Below are 19824 nucleotides of genomic sequence, written 5' to 3'. Positions count from 1 at the left end.
TCTCGACGCGAGGACATGCCGATGACCGATTCCTCCACCACCACCCATTCCTCCCCGTCTGCAGGCTCGCCCGCCCGGGCGGCCGCCCATATCGCCGGCGACGCGTCGGCGCTGAGCCCGCGCCAACGAGAGCTGATCGCCCTGGCCGCCGAGTTGGGCCGCACGCGTTTCGCGCCCCGGGCCGTGGCGCACGACCGCGAGGCGAGCTTTCCGATCGACAATTACCGCGATCTGCGCGACAGCGGCCTGCTGGGCCTGTGCGTGCCGGCCGAGCGTGGGGGCCTGGGTGCAGATTTCGCCACCTTCATGCTGGTGACGGCCGAACTGGGCCGACACTGTGGCGCGACGGCGCTGTCGTTCAACATGCACGTGAGCGCCGCGTTGTGGGCGGGCCCTGTGGCTGACGCGCTGTCGCTCACACCGGCCGAGCGCGCCGACCACGAGGCGCACCGGGCGCAGCTGTACGAACGCATCGTCCAGCGCGGCAAGGTGTACTCGCAGCCCTTTTCCGAAGGTGGCGCGGCATCCGCCGGCAAGGCGCCCTGGGGCACGATCGCCCGCCCGGTCGAAGGCGGCTACCTCGTCACCGGCCGCAAGCTGTTTGCCACGCTGGCGGGCGTCGCCGACTACTACGGGGTGCTCTGCACGCTGGACATCCCCGGCGCGTCGCAGGCCGATGCGCTGTACCTCGCCGTGCCGGCCGATTCGCCCGGCGTCTGCGTCACCGGCGATTGGGATCCGCTCGGGATGCGCGCCACCGTGTCGCGCAACCTGGAGCTGAAAGAGGTCTTTGTGCGCCACAACGCCCGGCTGTTGCCCGAGGGCCGCTACCACGAGGCCACCCAGCGTTGCCCGTACATGTTCGCCACGCTGGCAGCGCCGTACATGGGCATCGCCCAGGCGGCCTACGACTTCACCGTGGCCTACTTGCGCGCCGAGATCCCGGGCATGCCGCCCGTGCCCCGCCGCATGTACCCCACCAAGCAGCAGGCGGTGGCCCAGATGCGCATCATGCTCGAGCAGGCGAGGGCGCTTTTCCTGCAGACAGCCCGCGACGCGCGGCCCGATCCCGATGCCGACACCCGGCTGCGTCTGCTGGCCGGGCACTACACCGTGATGGAAACGGCCAACGCGATCTGCGCCTTGGCCATCCGCACCTGTGGCGGGGCTTCGATGTTGAAGTCGCTGCCGCTGGAGCGCATGTACCGGGATTCGCGCTGCGGCTCGCTCATGCTGCCTTGGACCGCCGAGCTGTGCCTCGATCACATCGGCCGTGAGAGCCTGTACGACGCAGGCGAGGGCGACGAGGCGATCGAGCCGGTCTGAGAGGTTGAGTGTCGCGCCGGGTGTGACACCGGCGCGGTTTGATCGGGATCAAGCTCGCCGGATGTGGCGCTGCGGACCATCTTGAAAGGTACGCAGCTTGCCCCACTTGGAAGCGCAACGGAGGTTCCATTCCATGCGTCTCGACAAACTCACCACCGCTTTCCAGCAGGCCCTGGCCGAGGCCCAAAGCCTGGCCGTTGCCCGCGACAACCCTTACATCGAGCCCGCCCACCTGCTGCAGGCGATGCTCGATCAACCCGATGGCCCCAAGGCGCTGTTGGATCGCGCTGGCGCCAATTCGGCCGCCTTGCGCACCGCCATGGAAACCGCCATCAACGGTTTGCCCAGCGTGCAGGGCGGCGGGCCGGTGCAGGCTGGGCGAGACCTGGTGCAACTGCTGCAGGCCGCCGACAAGGAGGCCGCCAAGCGCGGCGACCAGTTCATCGCCAGCGAAATGTTCCTGCTGGCCCTGGCTGACTCGAAAAGCGATATCGGCGGCATCGTGCGGGGCCACGGCCTCACCCGCAAGTCGCTCGAGGCGGCGATCACCGCGGTGCGCGGTGGGCAGACGGTCGATTCGGCCGAAGCCGAAGGCCAACGCGAGGCGCTGAAGAAGTACACGCTCGACCTGACCGAGCGCGCCCGCCGAGGCAAGCTCGACCCGGTGATCGGCCGCGACGACGAGATCCGCCGGGCCATCCAGGTGTTGCAGCGCCGCAGCAAGAACAACCCGGTGCTGATCGGCGAGCCGGGCGTCGGCAAGACGGCCATCGTCGAGGGCCTGGCCCAGCGCATCGTGGCCGGCGAGGTACCGGATTCGCTGCGCGACAAGCGCGTGCTGGTGCTGGACATGGCCGGCCTCCTGGCCGGCGCCAAGTACCGGGGCGAATTCGAAGAGCGGCTGAAGGCCGTGCTGAAGGAGGTGGCTGCCGACGAAGGCCGCATCATCCTCTTCATCGACGAGTTGCACACGATGGTGGGTGCGGGCAAGGCCGAAGGCGCGATGGACGCCGGCAACATGCTCAAGCCGGCCCTGGCCCGTGGTGAGCTGCACTGCATCGGCGCGACCACGCTCGACGAGTACCGCAAGTACGTCGAAAAAGATGCTGCGCTCGAACGCCGCTTCCAGAAGGTGCTGGTCGACGAGCCCAGCGTCGAGGCGACGATCGCCATCCTGCGCGGCTTGCAGGAGAAGTACGAGGTGCACCACGGCGTCGAGATCACCGATCCGGCCATCGTCGCGGCGGCCGAGCTGAGCCACCGCTACATCACCGACCGCTTCCTGCCCGACAAGGCGATCGACCTGATCGACGAAGCCGCGGCCAAGATCAAGATCGAGATCGACTCCAAGCCGGAGGCGATGGACAAGCTCGACCGCCGGCTGATCCAGCTGAAGATCGAGCGTGAGGCGGTGCGCAAAGAGCATGACGAGGCCTCGCAGCGCCGTTTGGGGCTGATCGAGGAAGAGATCCTGCGGCTGGAGCGCGAGTACGCCGATCTCGAAGAGATCTGGAAGGCCGAAAAGGCCACCGCCCAGGGCTCGGCCCAAGTGAAGGAAGAGATCGATCGCATCAAGTTCCAGGTCGAAGAGCTCAAGCGCAAGGGTGATTTCAACAAGGTGGCCGAGCTGCAGTACGGCAAGCTCCCCGAGCTGGAGAAGCGCCTGAAGGATGCGCAGGCCAAGGAGGCCGGCAAGGCCAAGGGTGGCCAGGGGCCCCAACTGCTGCGCACCATGGTCGGCGCCGAAGAGATCGCCGAGGTGGTGAGCCGCGCCACCGGCATCCCGGTCAGCAAGCTGATGCAGGGCGAGCGCGACAAGCTGCTGCAGATGGAAGCCAAGCTGCACGACCGCGTGGTCGGGCAGGACGAGGCCATCGTGGCCGTGGCCGATGCCATCCGCCGCAGCCGCGCCGGCCTGTCGGATCCGAACCGTCCGCTCGGCTCGTTCCTCTTCCTCGGCCCCACCGGCGTGGGCAAGACCGAGCTGTGCAAGGCGCTGGCCGGCTTCCTGTTCGACAGCGAGGATCACATGATCCGCGTCGACATGAGCGAGTTCATGGAGAAGCATTCGGTGAGCCGACTCATTGGCGCGCCCCCCGGCTACGTGGGCTATGAAGAGGGCGGTGCGCTCACCGAGGCGGTGCGTCGCAAGCCCTACAGCGTGCTCTTGCTCGACGAGGTCGAGAAGGCGCATCCGGATGTCTTCAATGTGCTGCTGCAGGTGCTCGACGATGGCCGCCTGACCGACGGCCAGGGCCGCACGGTGGACTTCAAGAACACCGTGATCGTGATGACCAGCAACCTGGGCTCGCACCAGATCATGCAGATGGCGGGGCAACCCAGCGAAGCCATCCGCGACGCGGTGTGGGCCGAGGTCAAGCAGCACTTCCGTCCCGAGTTCCTGAACCGGATCGACGAGACGGTGGTGTTCCATGCGCTCGACCAGAAGCACATCGAGTCCATCGCCAAGATCCAGCTGAAGGCGCTGGAGGGCCGCCTGGCCAAGATGGAGATGAAGATGGATGTCTCGGCGGAAGCGCTGGCCGAGATCGCCAAGGTCGGCTTCGACCCGGTGTTCGGCGCCCGGCCGCTGAAGCGGGCGATCCAGCAGCAGATCGAGAACCCGGTCGCGCGGCTGATCCTCGAAGGCCGGTTCGGTGCGAAGGACGTCATCCCCGTGCGCTTCGAGAACGGCGAGTTCAAGTTCGAACGCGTCGTGCACTGAAGCGCTCTGGCGGCGGGCCTCGGCCCGCCGCGCCCGGTGACACCCGGGCCCCGGTCAGCCTCAGCGCACCGTGCCGGTGAGTTCGATGCGGATCGGGTCACCCGCCTGCACCGCGAGGCCGCCGTCTTCGCAGTTCCACTGCGCCGGTGCGCCGGCATGCGCCGTCACCGCCTGCGCGGTGCGCTGGTTCTCGCAGCGCACCGACGCGCCGCTCAGGCCTGGCGTGCGGCCGCCCACCGTGTCCACGTCGTAGCGGCGAAAGCGGCTTTCCCAGCGATTCAGGCTGGCGTTGAACACCGGTTTCAGATCCACCACGAAACCGCCACTGCGGTTGTGGATGTCGGTGGCGAGGCTGCTCCATGCCACCGGCTCGTAGGTCTGCAGCACCGCGCCGCCATCGGCGTATCGCTTGAATGGCGCGGGGTTGTCCAGGCCGATCGGGCCCGACACCCACAGATCGCCCCGGCCATCCACGGCGGGCAGCAGGTTGGGCCCGAATCCACTGGTGGTGATGCTCGACACCACCTGGCCGTCGAGATCTACCTGCGTGACCGCCGGGTTGCCATAGCCGGCCATCCACAGGGTGCGGGTCGACTTCTGGTAGTCGATGCGGACGGGGCTGCTCACGGGCGAGGCCATCGTGCGCAGCAACGCGCCTGAATCGATGTCGTACTCGTAGATGTGGTTGCCGAAATAGTCGGTGGTCCACAGGTGCTTGCCATCGGTGGCCACGCCGTGCGGGAAAAACGTGTGCTTGACCGGCGGCACCTCGGGGATGCGCTTGATCAGGTGCCCTTCCAGGTCGTAGATGTAGATGCGCCCGGTGTTGTCACGCGGGCGCTTGTCGATGAAGTGGTCCAGCGCATCGGCCACGTAGTAGCGCTGCCCGTCGAATGCCAGCCCGCGGATGGTGGTGTTGTGGTCCCCGAAGGGGTGCCCCCAGTCGGTGGTTTCGACGGGCTTCACCCGGTCGGCCCAGGCCGGCACGGAACAGGCCAGCACGACGCTGGCCCAGGTGAGGTGCGAAATGGTCTTGCCCATGTGTGATCCTCCAGCGGGCGGGCGTGCGAAATGCACGCCAACCGAACCACTCTACGAGGGCGGCATGGCGCATGGTTGCGTTGCCTCAAAGTCTGGCGATTGAAAACCTGGTGGGGGCGATGCTGCGCGAGGCGCGATCCGATCGAGTGGGGGAAGGCCCGGTCGGCCTAACAACGAAATCGGTGATCACGCAAGTGTCATATGTGGCCGCCAGGGGATAGCTGGACGCCGCCCGAATCGGCTGTTAGGTTAGACCGATTCGTTGACAACGCTGGCGCATCGACGCCGCGGACAACCATGTTGGACATCGTTGGGTTTCGCGCGGGCCTCGTCGGGCTCGGGCTGGCGTTCGCATTGATGGCGCCTCGCGCCGAAACGATCACCGGGGCGGGCTCGTTCGCCTCGGGGCCGATCTACAAGACCTGGGCAGGCGAGTTTGCCAAGAGCAACGGGCACCAGCTCGCCTACCAGGCGATCGGATCGAACGCCGCCATGGCCAAGTTGGCCAAGCGAGAGGTGGATTTCGGCTCCTCCGACGTGATGGCCACCGCCGACGAGCTGAAGAAGAACGACTGGGTGATGGTGCCCACCGCGCTGACCGGCGTGGTGCCGGTGATCAACCTGCCGAGCGTGGCGAGCAATGCCTTGCGCCTGGATGGTGAGCGACTGGTGCGCATCTACCTTGGCCAGATCACCCACTGGGACGCGCCGGAAATCCGCGCGCTGAACCCCGACGTGAAGCTGCCCGCGCTGCCGATCAAGCTGGTGGTGCGTTCGGACTTCGCCGGTGCCAACTTCTACGTGTCGGACTACTTCAGCCAGATCAGCCCCGAGTGGAAGCAGCGCAAGGGCGTGGCCCCGCGGATCGACTGGGGGGCGGGTACCCTGCCGGTGACGAGCACGTCGGCGGTGTCGGAGACGGTGCGCAACACGCCGGGCGCCATTGGCTGGATTGACTTCAACAACGCCCAGGACGACGGCCTGGCGATGGCGACGCTTCGCAACGCGGATGGCCAGTTCGTGGCGGCCGGTGCCGAGGGCTTTCGCGAAGCGGCGGTGCGCAGCGGCTGGTTCACCGCCGGCGACTTTTCGGCCAGCTTGACCAACCGGGCTGGCGCGCGGAGCTGGCCGGTGACCATGGCCACCTACATTGCCGTGCCCCGCGTCGCGCAAAAGAAGGAAAGCACCGAGCTGGCCCTGCGCTTCATCACCTGGGGCTACCTGCACGGCGATTCGCTGGCGCGCCAGGCGCGCTTCGTGCCACTGCCGGCCAAGGTTCAGGCCAGTGCCTTCCGAGAGATCGCCCGGGTCACCGGCCCGCAGGGTGAGGCGCTCGGCGTGGGCGTGGTGGCCGGGGCGATGAAATGACCGTACTGCCAGCCACCTGAGCGCGACAGGGCGACGCGGGCGCGCAGCCGGGCTCCTAGAATGACCGTTTTGTGAATGAACGGCCCAGAGCCCTCGATGAGATGCAGACCCTGACAGACGCAGCGGCCCCGGTGGTGGTGGTAGGGGCCGGGCTGGCGGGCTTGACGGTGGCGCTGCACCTGGCGGCCCAGGGTCAGGACGTGGTCGTGCTGGCCAAACGCAACCTGCACGAGGGCGCCACCGCTTGGGCGCAGGGCGGCATCGTCGGCGTGCTCGGCTCGGACGACAGCGTCGAGTCGCATGTGCGTGACACGCAGGATGCGGGCGCAGGCCTGGTGGACGAGCAGACCGCCCGCTTCATCGCCGAGCACAGCCCCGAGGCCATCGAATGGCTGGTCGAGCAGGGCGTGCCGTTCTCCCCCGACCCGAGCGGCCCGCTGGGCCTGCATCTCACCCGCGAGGGCGGCCACGCCGTGCGCCGGATCGCCCACGCCGCGGACGCAACCGGCCGCGCCATCCACGAAGCGCTGCTGGCACGAGCCCGAGCCCACCCGAAGGTGACACTGCGCGAGCGATGGATGGCGGTGGATCTGATCACCGAGCGACACCTCAAGCGCGAAGGCGTGCCGCCACGCTGCCATGGCGTCTACGCGCTGGACATCGACCGCCAGCGCGTCGAGACCTTGCCCGCGCGCGCGGTCGTGCTGGCCACCGGGGGCGTGGGCAAGACCTACCGCTACACCACCAACCCCGACACGGCCACCGGCGACGGCATCGCGATGGCGTGGCGGGCCGGCTGCCGGGTGGCGAACATGGAGTTCATCCAGTTCCACCCCACCTGCCTGTACCACCCCCAGGAGCGCAGCTTCCTCATCACCGAGGCGCTGCGCGGCGAGGGGGCGGTATTGCGCCTGCCGGCCAATGGCCATGCCACGCCGGAAGAGCCGTGGGGCCCGCGTTTCATGCCCGCACACGACGAACGGGCCGAGCTGGCGCCGCGCGACATCGTCGCCCGGGCGATCGACTTCGAAATGAAGAAGCATGGCGTCGACCATGTGTGGCTCGATGCCACGCACCTGGGCGAAGCGTTCCTCAAAGAGCACTTCCCGACGATCCATGCCCGGTGCATGTCGCTGGGCATCGACATCGCGCGCCAGCCCATTCCGGTGGTTCCGGCGGCGCACTACACCTGCGGTGGGGTGGTGACCGACCTCGAGGGCCGCAGCGACCTGCCGGGCCTGTATGCGGTGGGAGAAGCCACCTACACCGGCTTGCACGGGGCGAATCGCCTGGCCAGCAATTCATTGCTCGAATGCGTGGTGATCGGCCGGACCTGCGCCACCTCGATCCTCAAGAGCGCCCAAGCCGCCGTGCCGCCGGTGCCGGCGTGGGACGAAAGCCTGGTCGAAAGCGCCGACGAGCAGGTGGTGATCTCGCACAACTGGGATGAGTTGCGCCTGCTGATGTGGAACTACGTCGGCATCGTGCGCACCACCAAGCGGCTGGAGCGGGCGCTGCACCGCATCGAATTGCTGCGCAGCGAGATCGACGATTACTACGCCAACTTCCGGGTGACGCGCGATCTGCTGGAGCTGCGCAACCTGGTGGAGTGCGCGGAGTTGATCGTGCGCTCCGCGCTCGTCCGCCACGAAAGCCGGGGCCTGCACTACAGCCGCGACTTCCCGCAGACTCTGCCCGTCAGTTTCCCGACAGTGCTCACCCGGCCGGCACGAAGCAGCGCTGCGTGAGCGTCTGCCGTGGTCGGGCGTTGAGGGGCGTGGATGGGCGTTGAAGGCCCGGCCGTTGCGCCGGCCCGTCACCAGAGGGAGACGGCAGCGCTCGGGTGAGATCAGCGCCGGGCGCGCATCGCGTTGCGAGCCTGCACGAATCCGAAAGCGAATTCGACGGCTTCTTGCACCGCGCGTTCGGATTCCGTGCGCTCTTGCTCCGTCTGGAAGAAGGCGAAATCCACGTCGTGGCGGATGTAGCGCGGCGGCAGCCGGTTCAGGGCCACACAGGCGATGTCGGCCAGCGTGTCGTCATTGCCTTGCAGGTGCGGGTAATGCTGCGCCTGATCGAGCACGGTGGCGAAGACGGGCTTTTCGTAGAAGTTGTGGATCGAGGCGGTGTCCATGGCGTGGTGCGTCAAACCCAATCGAACAGGCTGGCAGTGTCACTGTTCGGCCGCGGTCGGTCCATCGGAAATGCGTGACTTTTGGGGCCCAGAGTCAGGCGGACAGCCGGTCGAGCACGCGCATCGAGTAGTCGATGGCGATGACGTCCTTGGTGAGCTTGCCGATCGAGATGCGGTCGACGCCGGTGGCGGCGATCTCGCGCAAGCCTTCGAGCGTGATGCCACCTGAGGCTTCCAGCAGGGCGCGTCCGGCCGTCAGTGCGACGGCGTCGCGCATCTGCTGGGGGTTGAAGTTGTCCAGCAGCACGCTGGTGGCCCCGTGGTCGAGGGCTTCTTGCAACTGGGCGAGCGATTCGACCTCGATCTGGATCTCGACCCCCGCATTCAACTCACGGGCGTTTCGCAGCACCGGGCCAATGCCGCCGGCCGCAGCAATGTGGTTCTCCTTGATCAGGATGCCATGCCACAGCGCCAGCCGTTGGTTCTGGCCCCCGCCGACACGCACCGCATACTTCTGAGCTTGCCGCAACCCTGGAATGGTCTTGCGGGTATCGAGCACTGCGCAGCCCCGAGGGTTGGGCGAAGCACCTTCGATCGCATCCACATGGCGCCGCGTGACCGTGGCTGTCGCAGACAGCAGCTGCAGAAAATTCAAAGCGGGCCGCTCGGCCGAGAGCAGCGCCCGGGCATCGGCCTCGATCTCGCACACCGGCGTGTTTGAGGCCATCGTCGCGCCCTCGGCGTAGCGCCAATCGACGCGACCCTGGGCATCGAGCGCCGTCAGGCAGGCGTCGAACCAATCGCGACCGCACAGCACCGCCTCTTCGCGCACGATGACGCGGGCTTTCACCCGCCGGCCGGCGGGCACGAGCAGGCCGGTCCAGTCGGCGCGGCCGATGTCTTCGAAGAGCGCGTCGCGCACGTTGCGGGCGCGGGCTTCGTCCAGCGATTCGTCGTGATCGAACATCATGCGGCTCCAATGCCCTTGACCATGCCTTGCACGCGCGGGGCGAGGGCGCTGGGGTTCTTCGCGACGAAGTCAAGCATGCGGTCGATGCAGCGCACCGCCTGGCGGCCGATGGTCGGGTCGACGTGGATCTCGCCCGCGCCGCGTTCCAGGCAGTCGATCACACCCTGCAGGCCGTTCATCGCCATCCAGGGGCAGTGCGCGCAACTCTTGCAAGTGGCCGAGTTGCCGGCGGTGGGGGCTTCGATCAGAGTCTTGCCCGGGGCGAGCTGACGCATGCGGTGCATGATCTGGTTGTCGGTGGCGACGATGTACTCTTTCGCGGCACCGTCGACCACCGCCTTGAGCATCTGCGAGGTCGAGCCCACGACATCGGCGAGCTTCACCACCGCTTCGGGCGATTCGGGGTGCACGAGCACCATCGCACCGGGGTGATCGGCTTTCAACAGTTCCAGCTCGGTGGCCCGGAACTCGTCGTGCACGATGCAGGCTCCGTTCCACAGCAGCATGTCGGCACCCGTCTGCTGCTGGATGTAGCGGCCCAGGTGCTTGTCGGGTGCCCACAGCACCTTCTGCCCGCTGTCTTTCAGGTGCTGCACGATGGCCAGCGCGCAAGAGCTGGTCACCATCCAATCGGCCCGGGCCTTCACGGCGGCGCTGGTGTTGGCGTAGACCACCACCTGCCGGTCCGGGTGCGCATCGCAAAAGCGCGCGAAATCATCCGGCGGGCAACCCAGATCGAGTGAACAGGTGGCGTCCAGGTCGGGCATCAGCACCCGCTTGCCGGGCGACAGGATCTTGGCCGACTCGCCCATGAATCGCACGCCGGCGACCACCAGTGTCTGGCTGGCGTGGTCGCGGCCGAAGCGCGCCATCTCCAGCGAATCCGCCACGCAGCCGCCGGTTTCCAGGGCCAGGTCCTGCAGATCGTCTTCAACGTAGTAATGCGAGACCAGCACCGCGTTCTTCGCTTTCAGCAACGCGGCGGCCTTGGCCTTGAGTTCTTCACGTTGCGGCCGCGTCAAGGGCGGCGGCACCTTGGCCCAGGCGTGCGCGGTGCAGGTGGCGCCGGTCGCATCTTGCCGGGTGTAGTCGTAGACGGCTTCTGTCATGGGGAAATTCTAGGTGGGGCGCCACCGTGGGCGGCGGAAGGGGTCTTGCGGCTCGGTCAGGCTTCGGCGAAGAAGCGGCTCGGCGGCATGCCGACCGCGCGCGTGACCATCGCGCTGAAGGCGCTGGGGCTGGCGTAGCCGAGCTCTGCCGCGATCAGACGCATCGGTTGCTTGCGCGCGGCCATGGCCAGGGCCTTGGCCAGCAGCAACTGCTGGCGCCATTGCCCGTAGCTGGTGCCCAGCTCGTCGGTGAACCAGCGCGACAGAGTGCGGGCACTGGTGGCCGCTTCGGCGGCCCAGCCTTCGATGTCCGCATGCCGCAGCGGCTCGTCCAGCATCGCCTCGCAGACCCGGCGCAGCCGGCCCTCGCGCGGCAGCGGCAGGCCCAGCTGCAGGCTGCGGGCGCGCCGAAGCTCGTCGAGGATGAGTGTGCTGATGCCTTGTTCACGGGCCCGGTCGGCGTCGGTGTCGGGGGCCGCATCGGGCTCGATGGCCAGCTGAAGCACCAGCTCGCGCAGAAGGGGCGTCACTTCCAGCACGCGGCAGCGCGACCAATCGCTGCCACCGGCGCAGAGCGCCCCCACCGCCTGGGCGTGCAGATACAGCGTTCGCAGATCGGCCTGCTCGACGGCGGTCACCGCATGCACCACGCCCGGGGGGATCCACACGGCGCGCGATGGCGGCACGAGGTAGCTGCTGTCCGGCCCGTCGCTTTGGGCCGAGACGCGCACGGCACCGGTGACCGAGAACACCAGTTGAGCCCACGAATGCCAGTGCGGCTGGATGTCCATCTGGTGGGCCATGTGCCGTGCCTTGCCGCGGATGGGGCGTCCGGGCGTCGGCTCGTAGCGCATCGGGTCCAGAGGGGGGAGGCTGGTGCGCGAGCGGCGGGGCAGGGAGGTCTTTGGCATGAATTCGATAGAACTTGTCGAACTATCGTAACCCTGACGAGGCCGGCCTGCCTACAGTGAGCCCATGAATTCAGTCACCGTCCCATTGCCCGCGGCCGACACCGCTCGGCGCGACTTCGCCACCATCGGGCTGATCGGCCTCGCGCATGGCTGCTCGCACTTCTTTCACATGCTGCTGCCGCCGCTGATCCCGGTGTTCAAGACCGAGTTCGGCCTGAGCTACTCGGAGCTGGGGCTGCTGGTGACCACGTTCTTCGTCATCTCGGGCATCGGCCAGGCGTTGGCCGGCTTCCTGGTCGATCGCACGGGTGCCAGGCCGGTGCTCTATGCGGCGCTGTGCAGCTTCATCTTGGCCGCGCTGGCGGCGGCCAGCGCCAACGGCTTTGCTGGCCTGATGCTCGCCGCCTCGCTGGCCGGGCTGGGCAACTCGCCTTTCCATCCGGTGGACTTCACCATCCTCAACAAGCGTGTGTCGCAGCCCAGGCTGGGGCATGCCTTCTCGGTGCATGGCATCTCGGGCAACCTGGGCTGGGCGTTGGCGCCGGTGTTCCTCATCGGCCTCACCGAGGCCACCGGCAACTGGCGCATGGCCTACGTGGGTTGCGCCCTGGTGGCGGGCGCGGTGCTGATGCTGCTGGTGCTTTACCGCGACGCGATCGACGATCGGCGTGGCGAGTGGGCCCATGAGAAGGCCGGCGCCGTGGCGGTGCCCGCCGAACACCCGATGGCGTTCCTGCGGCTGCCGTCGGTGTGGTTGTGCTTCTCGTTCTTCTTCTTCACCACCGCGGCGCTGAGCGCCATCCAGAGCTTTGCCAGCCCGGCCCTGAAATCGATGTACGGCTTGCCCGACTCGATCACCGCCTTCGTCGTGACGGGCTACATGCTGTGCGGTGCGGTGGGCATGGTGGTCGGCGGTTTCCTGGTCTCGAGATCGCAGGCGCTGGAACGCAACATCGGCTTCGCGATGGCGGGTGCCGCGGCCTTGCTGATGCTCGCTGGTACGGGCTGGCTGCCGGGCGTCGCTGCCGCGGGTGTGGCGGCGATCGCCGGCTTCGGCACCGGCTTGGCCGGCCCCTCGCGCGACATGCTCATCAAGCGCGCCGCGCCACCCGGCGCCACCGGGCGTGTCTACGGCACGGTCTATTCGGGGCTGGACATCGGCTTCGCACTCGCTGCACCGGTGTTCGGCGCGCTGCTCGATCGCGGTCACGCCCAGGGCATCTTCTACGGCTCGGCCCTGGCGCTGGTGATGGGCATCACCGCCGCCAGCCTGGTCGGCATCTTCCGTCGCCGCGTTCGGTGAGCCTGGCGCGGCGCTACAGTGCCGCGCATGTCTGAAACCACCTCTTCACGCCTCGCCGGCCATGCGCTGGTCGAGGCGCTCGTCGCCCAGGGTGTCGACACCGTCTTCGGCGTGCCGGGCGAGAGCTACCTTGCCGTGCTGGACGGCCTGCACGAGCACCGCGACCAGATCCGATTCGTCATTTGCCGGCAAGAGGGCGGCGCCGCCTTCATGGCCGATGCCCATGCGCGGCTGACCGGCCGGCCCGGCGTGTGCTGCGTCACCCGCGGCCCGGGCGCCACCAATGCGGCGATCGGCGTGCACACCGCCTTCCAGGACAGTGTGCCGCTCATCCTGCTGGTGGGCCAGGTGGCCTCAGACCAGCGTGACCGCGAGGCCTTCCAGGAGCTGGACTACCGCCAGGTCTTCGGCCCCGGCACGCTGGGCATGGCCAAGTGGGTGGCCGAAGTGCACGATGCCAACCGCCTGCCCGAGTACATCGCCCGGGCCTTTCATGTGGCGATGCAAGGCCGGCCGGGGCCGGTGGTGCTGGCGCTGCCGGAAGACCTGCTCACCACGCCGACGACCGCGCCCGTGCTGCCGCGCGTCGAGCCGGCCGAAGCGTGGCCGGCGCCGGGCGCGCTGCGCGATCTGCGTTCGCGGTTGGTGGCAGCGCAGCGGCCGTTCCTGCTGGTGGGCGGCCACGGGTGGACGCGCGACAGCGCGCTGGCCTTGCGGCGTTTTGCCGAGAACTGGCAACTGCCGGTGGGCTGCGCCTTCCGTTTCCAGGACACCTTCGACAACCTGCACCCGCAATACGCCGGGGACGTGGGTATCGCCATCAACCCGAAGCTGGCCCAGCGGATTCGCGACGAAGCCGACCTCGTCATCGCGGTCGGCGTGCGCCTGGGCGAGATGACAACCAGCGGCTATACCTTGCTGACGCCGCCGCGGCCGCGCCAGGTGCTGGTGCACCTGCACCCGGGGGCCGAGGAATTGGGGCGGGTCTACACCCCTGACATCGCGTTGCAGGCCTCGCTCAGCTGCGCCGGCAAGGCGCTGGAATCGATGGCCGCGCCGCCGCAGGTCCCCTGGGGCGCATGGACGGCAGCGGCGCACGCCGACTACGAGGCCAACCGCGAGCACCCGCCGGTGGCGCCGCTGGACATGGCGGTGGTCATCAAGACGATCGAGCGCCTGGTGCCCGCCGACACCATCTACACGAATGGCGCCGGCAATTACGCCGGCTGGCTGCATCGCTACCTGCATTACCGCGGGCTGGCCCTGGCCGGCAAGACCCAGTTGGCGCCCACGGCCGGCTCCATGGGGTACGGCTTGCCGGCCGCGGTGGCGGCGAGCCTCACCCAGCCGCAGAGGGTGGTCATCAACCTCACGGGCGATGGCGATTTCCTGATGAACGGGCAAGAGCTGGCCACGGCGATGGCACATGGCGCCAGACGACTGATCAGCATCGTGGTCGACAACGGCAGCTACGGCACCATCCGTATGCACCAGGAGCGCGAGTTCCCCGGGCGCGTCAGCGGCACTCACCTGGCCAACCCAGATTTCGCTGCGCTGGCGCGGGCCTATGGCTGGCGCGCCGAGACCGTGGGCAGCACCGAGGCCTTCGAGCCCGCGCTCGCGGCCGCGCTGGATTCGGGCCAGCCCAGCCTGATCCACCTGAAGCTGGACACGGACGTGAGCCACACCCGCGGCACGCTCAGCGCCATCCGCGAGGCCGCTTTGGCAAGGTTGGCACGGTTGGCACGGCAGAAGCCCTGATCGGCGAACGACGCCGAGACCGCATCAGCCGAATCACCTTGGGTGCTCCACGCCGCCAGGCCCCAACACGGCAGCGATGCTGCATCGGCGGGGCCCCGGTGGCGGGTGAAAAACGCTGGGGTGCCGGTCAGTGCCCCGGCTCTTCCCGCGTACGGCTGCCCACCAGCAGCACCACGCCGGCCAGCACCACTGCCACCGCGGCCCACTCGAAACCGGTGACGGTCTCGTTGGCGATGACCACGCCCAGCAGCATCGCGATGACCGGGTTGACGAAAGCGTAGCTCGATGCCAGCCCCGCCGAGGCTTTCGCCAGCAACACCATGTAGGCGTTGAACGCGATCAGCGAGCCAAAGACCACCAGGTACACCCAGGCCGCCACCGCCTCGGGCTGAGGCGGCCACGTGGGCGTCTCGCCCGCGAAGGCGGACATGCCCATCAACACCACGCCGCCACACAGCATCTCGCTGGCGAAGCCCATCGCGCCGGGGGCCAAGGGCAGGGTGCGCTGGCTCAGCACACTGCCGATCGACCAGGTGAGGCAGGCCACCGTCACCGCGATCAGCCCATGGGTCGAGGCCTGGAAGCTGTCGCCCTGGGTGAGCATCATCACGCCGACAACGCCCACGGCGATGCCGGCACTTTCCATCTTGCCCGGCGTCACGCCGTAGCAGAGGTTCACCAGCGCGATCATCAGCGGCAGCACGGCGATGAACGCCACCACCAGCCCCGAACCCACCGAGGTTTCAGCCACTGCGGTGCCGCCCATGCCGCCGCCCAGCATCAAGGTGCCGCATATCAAAGCATTGCGCCACTGAACCCCCGTGGGCAACGCGGCGCCGCGCCATCGCATCCATGCCAGAAGGATCGCTCCGGCGGTGAGAAAGCGTGTGCCCATCTGGAAGAAGGGCGGAAAGCTCAGCAGCGCATACTTGATCGCGAGATACGTCGAGCCCCAGACCAGCCAGGTGGCGGCCAAGCAGGCGATCAGCAACGGCGACAGGCCCAGCAGCGGCGGGCGGGTGGCAATGGTGGTCGTCATGGGGCGAAATGTTAGGCAAGTCATCCAGCCCGATCCATGGGAAGTCCAAGGTCCGGATTTGGATGAGCCTTTGATTTCATGGTCGAACCGGCGCTATGCTTTGCAAATGCCTGCCCCCGAACTCGACGCCTACGACGCCCGCATCCTGGCGGAACTGCAAGCCGACGCTCGCCTGTCCATGACCGAGCTGGGGCGCCGCGTGCACCTGTCTCAACCCGCGGTGACCGAGCGAGTGCGCAAGCTGGAGGCGGGCGGCGTCATCACCGGATACCGCGCCACGGTGAACCTCAAAGCGCTGGGTTACGGCATTCGCGCGGTGATCCGAGTGGGGCGCACTGAATTCGACCGCATCGTGCGCCTGGTGAACGAGACGCCCGAAGTTGTCAACGCGTACAACGTGACCGGCGAAGACAGCTGGGTGCTGGACATCGCCGTGACCGATGTCGAGCACCTCGATGCGGTGGTCTCGCGCTTTTGCGAGCTCTCGGTCACCAGCACATCGATCATCCTCAAGTCGGTGCGGGAACACCAGCCGGTGGCGCCAGCCCGGCGCGAGAATCCGCCGGCTTGAAGCTTGCTTGGATTACCCACCATGGCCACCCCCACCATCTCGACCTGCGATCTGTGCGATCGCTTTCGCGATTCGGCCAGCGACGACTTCCGCGTGCTGCCTGGCGTATTTCGCTCGTACGGCGGACGCATGGCGTTTCATGGGCCGGTGCGCACGTTGCGTTGCCACGAGGCCAACGCCAAACTGCGTGAGCTGCTGCAGACGCCGGGAGACGGCCGGGTGATCGTGGTGGACGGCGGCGCCTCGATGCAGCGGGCGCTGCTGGGCGGCAACCTGGCCGGCTTCGCCGCCCAACACGGCTGGGCGGGCGTGCTGATCAACGGCGTCGTGCGCGATCTGGCCGAATTGCGCGCCGCCGACGTCGGCATCTTCGCCCTCGGGCATTGCCCCATGCCCTCGTACAAACGGGAAGAGGGCAGCCTCGACGAGCCCGTGCGCATCCAGGGCACCTGGATACGCCCCGGCGACTGGCTCTACGCCGACGAAGACGGCATCGTGGTCTCGTCCACCGCGCTCTGAGGCTTCTGCCCTTGCGCGGGGCGCTCGCTGATTGGCTGAAATGCAACGCGCCGCACCGATGCCATGTCGCCGCACACGGCTACAATGCGCAGCTTCGTCGGGGTGTAGCGCAGCCTGGTAGCGCAACTGCTTTGGGAGCAGTGGGTCGGATGTTCGAATCATCTCACCCCGACCAATCAATTCAAGAGTTCACCTCGGTCAATCCGGAGGTGACTCGCCCGAGGGATCGGGTCACCCACAGACGATTCATCGGGCGATGGTCGTTGCTTGTTTGGGTTATACGGCTCGCGGCGCGACGGGTTGAAACACCATCGGTTCAAGTTGAATCTGGCCCAATCGCCGGGCGCGGTGCTCCCGGATTGATGGTTCGATCGTGATCGATTGACGGCTTGTCCTCGGGGCGCCCCAAATGATTTTCGCTCTCACTCTTCTTCCGCCAGAAGAGCCTGCAGCGATGTGCCATCAATCTCGAACGGCCACCCCGCACACCTTGACCTTTCCCCCGAACGGCAGCGCTGCTGCCTGATATACCGTTCGTGCGGGCCGTCGGCCCTCGGGGAAGAGTTCGGCATATAACGCATTGATGTCGGAAATGTCCTTCAGATCCGAAAATGCGATGTCGATGAAAGTGATGTCGTCGATCGAGAAGCCGGACGCCCGGACCGCCGCAAACAGATTGCCAAAGGCCATCTTGGCTTCCTCAAGTGCACTGGCTGGAACATACTCACCCGACTCATTCACGGACAGTTGGCCGCTCAAATGACAGATGTTGCCAACGACGACGGCATGGCTGATGGGGGCACTCCACTTCGGAAGGCCGGGGCCTTCAGTGATGAATTGACGCATGATTTGGAGGTCTATTTTTCTCTGGGAATGTTTTGACAGGGCCTAGTATTGCTGCCCAAGAGTCAGTCTATGACCGCGGCAGATCGGTGTGAGGCCATTTTGATAGATGACCCGACCTGTTCTTTGAACAGCGCCAAGCTGTGGCCCGAGTTGTGGTCGTTGAGTGCCGCCGCATTGGCGTACACCTCGAACAAGATGACCGTGTTCTTGTTCCCCTCAGGTTCCAGCACTTCGAATTGCAGTGTGCCGGGTTCTGTGTCGATACAGCGTTGCCGATGGTCAAGCAGGGCTCTCAAAGAGTGCGGGTAAGACTCAGTTTCGAATTCGATCGTTACAACTAAAGCTTTTTTTTGCATTTAATTTTCTCGCGGTTTAAAGGGTTAGTTGGTTTGCTCATCGTCGAATGGTTTTCGACGCGCCGCATTGCTGTCGCGCAACGGAATGCGCAATTTTTCGCAGGCCGCCAAGAATTTATCCGGTAACGCACAAACAAATAAACCTTCGTCTTCGCCTTCCTGCTCACTGCCGAGCCAAAAAGCTCTTTCTGATCGCCCAAGTTGCGCCATGAATTGGTTGAACGCGTGGAGGACGGCCCAGGCATCCGTGTAGGTTCCATTGGGATGTGCGTAAAACTTGAATGATTTCCCCTGAAATGAAGCCACCACCTGCATCCGGGTGCCTTCTGTGGAAAGAACCGGAATGCCATAGTCCTTCGCCTCTCGAGGTTGGGCGTCGTCAGCGGTGATTGAAATTTCCATTCCACCTGACTGCACCACGCTGTCCAGTACCATGGGTTGGTGTGCGAGGGAGACAAACGATGAAAACAGCTCATCGTGGCGATGTTCATAAGACGTGCTGTTCAGCCACTTATGGCAGCCCCTACCACCTGAGCGCAAGACTGATTCCAGTTGATCATGTATGTCGGCCATTGTTGTCTCGGAGATTCTCTGCGGTAAAACAAGCCGGCGTTCGGGGCTGATGGCACCTGCCTCCACAAGCAATTGCAGAGCGCTTTGCCAATAGATGTTTTCACGCCGCCAATGCTCCTGCATGGCATCCCATGGATTCATGGTGTCTAAATCAAGTGCGGCGCCCCCGTTAAATGCCAACAGCATGGTCATCACCTCCTTAGCAACCCACGGACGGTCAGCCATGTGTCCGGCAGACGCAAGAGCCGACTGCAATGACTGTCGAATCCCCGCGTCGTCGTCCGGTGTTCGCGGTAGTGCTCGTAGACACTCAACCACATAGCGGATCTCTTCGGTGTCGGACGACAGTTTCTGACTCAATGTAGCCAAGGCGACACGTAGTCCCCTCACCGCGACAGTTGCGACATTCTCTATTTTGTCGCGGCTGAGCCATTGAGAAATCGCTTCCACAACGCCACCGGTCCACTTTGGATTTGCGGCCCCATGCGCAAGTTCCTCCATTGTCACCAAATCATGGGCGACCAGGCTTCCAATAAAATTCCCTGTGATTTCGACGGGGCCGGAATCCAATGCGAAGAACTCGCTGATCAACTGTTTCCGAGCTGCCAGCGTGATGCCTGTGAGGGCCTTATACCGCAGCAAGGCCTCTGCGCGCAACCTCGGTTCCAGGTTGCTGTTGAGCGCAACGCGCTCTAGCACACCGGCGGCCCCATCTACGGGGAATTGGCATATCGCACGAATCAGCGCGCCGGCTGACAACCAGCTATTTCGGACAATTGCCAGGCGCTCGGCAGGGTTGTCCGAGTCCAACGATTCGACGATGGCCTGGCGGGCGATCTGAGCCGCTCGGCGTCTATGCAGCTCAGCTTTGGCTGGATTGGCCCACTGGTCAAGGTATTCGCACAGATCATGGGCCGTCGGCGACTGGAAACCAAAGTCCTTCGCGTTTCGGATGCCGGGTTCCAGCAGGTGCTGGGCAATCACATCCAGAGCACCGTCGTCACAATCTATCTCAACAAAGTGCCCGATCACCGACCTGAAAACCTGCGGGTGTTCGTGCCAAAGAAGAGGGGTCAGCACCGGAAGGTATGCACACCGCTCGCGCCGACAGAATCCTTCTATCGCTTCATTGGCTTCAGCGTAAACCATGTCCTCTAAGGATGGTCTGCACAAAGCATGGCGCGACGTGCATGGACGCTGAAGAACACGGAATCTGGGCTCGAGATGCCAGAAACGGCTTCAGCCCGAGCTCTTGGGCGCCGATTCGGCGAG

17 protein-coding genes and 1 tRNA gene are annotated in these 19824 nt (G+C 66.1%); 9 read left to right on the top strand and 9 right to left on the bottom strand.

Annotation, left to right across the window (positions count from 1 at the left end):
- The first annotated feature begins 21 nt into the window (after positions 1–21).
- Positions 22–1326 (top strand): acyl-CoA dehydrogenase family protein, encoded by a 1305-nt coding sequence (locus AACH06_RS28530; protein WP_341429214.1) that lies wholly within the window; start codon positions 22–24, stop codon positions 1324–1326.
- A 133-nt stretch (positions 1327–1459) separates the two neighbouring features.
- Positions 1460–4051: an ATP-dependent chaperone ClpB gene (clpB, locus tag AACH06_RS28525; protein ID WP_341429213.1), complete on the top strand. Its 2592-nt coding sequence runs from the start codon at positions 1460–1462 to the stop codon at positions 4049–4051.
- Between the two features lie 60 nt (positions 4052–4111).
- Here clpB and AACH06_RS28520 read toward each other — a convergent pair whose 3' ends face one another.
- Positions 4112–5092, bottom strand: coding sequence for a YncE family protein (locus AACH06_RS28520; RefSeq protein ID WP_341429212.1), 981 nt, complete (start codon positions 5090–5092; stop codon positions 4112–4114).
- A gap of 297 nt (positions 5093–5389) precedes the next feature.
- On the opposite strand from AACH06_RS28520, the gene pstS reads away from it, so the two are divergent.
- Together pstS and nadB are read left to right on the top strand one after the other, a co-directional pair.
- A complete protein-coding gene (gene pstS, locus AACH06_RS28515) occupies positions 5390–6460 on the top strand; it encodes a phosphate ABC transporter substrate-binding protein PstS (protein WP_341429211.1) in 1071 nt (356 codons plus the stop codon).
- A gap of 101 nt (positions 6461–6561) precedes the next feature.
- Positions 6562–8208 carry an L-aspartate oxidase gene (gene nadB / locus AACH06_RS28510; RefSeq protein ID WP_341429210.1) on the top strand — a complete coding sequence of 549 codons (1647 nt, stop codon included), beginning with the start codon at positions 6562–6564 and terminating at the stop codon, positions 8206–8208.
- Positions 8209–8309: 101 nt separating this feature from the next.
- Here nadB and AACH06_RS28505 read toward each other — a convergent pair whose 3' ends face one another.
- The 4 genes from AACH06_RS28505 to AACH06_RS28490 all read right to left on the bottom strand — a co-directional run bounded on the left by AACH06_RS28505 (position 8310) and on the right by AACH06_RS28490 (position 11584).
- On the bottom strand, positions 8310–8594 hold the full coding sequence (locus AACH06_RS28505; protein WP_341429209.1) for a late competence development ComFB family protein: 285 nt from the start codon (positions 8592–8594) through the stop codon (positions 8310–8312).
- Between the two features lie 94 nt (positions 8595–8688).
- Positions 8689–9561, bottom strand: coding sequence for a carboxylating nicotinate-nucleotide diphosphorylase (gene nadC, locus AACH06_RS28500; RefSeq protein WP_341429228.1), 873 nt, complete (start codon positions 9559–9561; stop codon positions 8689–8691).
- Positions 9561–10673, bottom strand: a complete 1113-nt coding sequence (gene nadA, locus AACH06_RS28495) for a quinolinate synthase NadA (RefSeq protein ID WP_341429208.1) — start codon at positions 10671–10673, stop codon at positions 9561–9563. Before nadA ends, nadC begins: the two co-directional genes overlap by 1 nt.
- Positions 10674–10729: 56 nt before the next feature.
- Positions 10730–11584, bottom strand: a complete 855-nt coding sequence (locus AACH06_RS28490) for an AraC family transcriptional regulator (RefSeq protein WP_341429207.1) — start codon at positions 11582–11584, stop codon at positions 10730–10732.
- A 64-nt stretch (positions 11585–11648) separates the two neighbouring features.
- Here AACH06_RS28490 and AACH06_RS28485 point away from each other — a divergent pair, with 64 nt between their 5' ends.
- A complete protein-coding gene (locus AACH06_RS28485; protein ID WP_341429206.1) occupies positions 11649–12887 on the top strand; it encodes an MFS transporter in 1239 nt (412 codons plus the stop codon).
- Positions 12888–12914: 27 nt separating this feature from the next.
- A complete protein-coding gene (locus tag AACH06_RS28480; protein ID WP_341429205.1) occupies positions 12915–14648 on the top strand; it encodes a thiamine pyrophosphate-binding protein in 1734 nt (577 codons plus the stop codon).
- A gap of 127 nt (positions 14649–14775) precedes the next feature.
- On the opposite strand, the gene yedA is transcribed toward AACH06_RS28480, so the two are convergent.
- Positions 14776–15687 (bottom strand): drug/metabolite exporter YedA, encoded by a 912-nt coding sequence (yedA, locus tag AACH06_RS28475; RefSeq protein ID WP_341429204.1) that lies wholly within the window; start codon positions 15685–15687, stop codon positions 14776–14778.
- A gap of 106 nt (positions 15688–15793) precedes the next feature.
- On the opposite strand from yedA, the gene AACH06_RS28470 reads away from it, so the two are divergent.
- From AACH06_RS28470 to AACH06_RS28460, 3 genes are all read left to right on the top strand, one after another.
- Positions 15794–16258, top strand: a complete 465-nt coding sequence (locus AACH06_RS28470; RefSeq protein ID WP_341429203.1) for an Lrp/AsnC family transcriptional regulator — start codon at positions 15794–15796, stop codon at positions 16256–16258.
- A 21-nt stretch (positions 16259–16279) separates the two neighbouring features.
- The gene (rraA, locus tag AACH06_RS28465; protein ID WP_341429202.1) at positions 16280–16777 is read left to right on the top strand and encodes a ribonuclease E activity regulator RraA; all 498 of its coding nucleotides are present in this window, start codon (positions 16280–16282) and stop codon (positions 16775–16777) included.
- Between the two features lie 98 nt (positions 16778–16875).
- Positions 16876–16952, top strand: a tRNA-Pro gene (locus AACH06_RS28460).
- 287 nt (positions 16953–17239) lie between these two features.
- On the opposite strand, the gene AACH06_RS28455 is transcribed toward AACH06_RS28460, so the two are convergent.
- The 3 genes from AACH06_RS28455 to AACH06_RS28445 all read right to left on the bottom strand — a co-directional run bounded on the left by AACH06_RS28455 (position 17240) and on the right by AACH06_RS28445 (position 19701).
- On the bottom strand, positions 17240–17623 hold the full coding sequence (locus AACH06_RS28455; protein WP_341429201.1) for a RidA family protein: 384 nt from the start codon (positions 17621–17623) through the stop codon (positions 17240–17242).
- A gap of 62 nt (positions 17624–17685) precedes the next feature.
- Entirely contained in the window at positions 17686–17979 is a 294-nt protein-coding gene (locus AACH06_RS28450) for an antibiotic biosynthesis monooxygenase family protein (protein ID WP_341429200.1), read from the bottom strand.
- A 24-nt stretch (positions 17980–18003) separates the two neighbouring features.
- Positions 18004–19701, bottom strand: a complete 1698-nt coding sequence (locus AACH06_RS28445; RefSeq protein WP_341429199.1) for a hypothetical protein — start codon at positions 19699–19701, stop codon at positions 18004–18006.
- Positions 19702–19824 lie beyond the last annotated feature (123 nt).

This window comes from Ideonella lacteola (assembly GCF_038066555.1).
GTDB lineage: Bacteria > Pseudomonadota > Gammaproteobacteria > Burkholderiales > Burkholderiaceae_C > Ideonella > Ideonella lacteola.
The sequence above is the reverse complement of the archived record's forward strand: the minus strand, read 5'-3'. Positions and strand labels throughout refer to the sequence as shown.

Bases quoted from the DNA above. Each gene is read 5' to 3' on its own strand.
- AACH06_RS28450 (WP_341429200.1), bottom strand. From the start codon at position 17,979: ATGCAAAAAAAAGCTTTAGTTGTAACGATCGAATTCGAAACTGAGTCT.
- pstS (WP_341429211.1), top strand. From the start codon at position 5,390: ATGTTGGACATCGTTGGGTTTCGCGCGGGCCTCGTCGGGCTCGGGCTG.
- AACH06_RS28470 (WP_341429203.1), top strand. From the start codon at position 15,794: ATGCCTGCCCCCGAACTCGACGCCTACGACGCCCGCATCCTGGCGGAA.
- rraA (WP_341429202.1), top strand. From the start codon at position 16,280: ATGGCCACCCCCACCATCTCGACCTGCGATCTGTGCGATCGCTTTCGC.
- AACH06_RS28490 (WP_341429207.1), bottom strand. From the start codon at position 11,584: ATGCCAAAGACCTCCCTGCCCCGCCGCTCGCGCACCAGCCTCCCCCCT.
- clpB (WP_341429213.1), top strand. From the start codon at position 1,460: ATGCGTCTCGACAAACTCACCACCGCTTTCCAGCAGGCCCTGGCCGAG.
- AACH06_RS28455 (WP_341429201.1), bottom strand. From the start codon at position 17,623: ATGCGTCAATTCATCACTGAAGGCCCCGGCCTTCCGAAGTGGAGTGCC.
- AACH06_RS28520 (WP_341429212.1), bottom strand. From the start codon at position 5,092: ATGGGCAAGACCATTTCGCACCTCACCTGGGCCAGCGTCGTGCTGGCC.
- AACH06_RS28445 (WP_341429199.1), bottom strand. From the start codon at position 19,701: ATGGTTTACGCTGAAGCCAATGAAGCGATAGAAGGATTCTGTCGGCGC.
- yedA (WP_341429204.1), bottom strand. From the start codon at position 15,687: ATGACGACCACCATTGCCACCCGCCCGCCGCTGCTGGGCCTGTCGCCG.
- AACH06_RS28505 (WP_341429209.1), bottom strand. From the start codon at position 8,594: ATGGACACCGCCTCGATCCACAACTTCTACGAAAAGCCCGTCTTCGCC.
- AACH06_RS28530 (WP_341429214.1), top strand. From the start codon at position 22: ATGACCGATTCCTCCACCACCACCCATTCCTCCCCGTCTGCAGGCTCG.
- AACH06_RS28485 (WP_341429206.1), top strand. From the start codon at position 11,649: ATGAATTCAGTCACCGTCCCATTGCCCGCGGCCGACACCGCTCGGCGC.
- AACH06_RS28480 (WP_341429205.1), top strand. From the start codon at position 12,915: ATGTCTGAAACCACCTCTTCACGCCTCGCCGGCCATGCGCTGGTCGAG.
- nadC (WP_341429228.1), bottom strand. From the start codon at position 9,561: ATGTTCGATCACGACGAATCGCTGGACGAAGCCCGCGCCCGCAACGTG.
- nadA (WP_341429208.1), bottom strand. From the start codon at position 10,673: ATGACAGAAGCCGTCTACGACTACACCCGGCAAGATGCGACCGGCGCC.
- nadB (WP_341429210.1), top strand. From the start codon at position 6,562: ATGCAGACCCTGACAGACGCAGCGGCCCCGGTGGTGGTGGTAGGGGCC.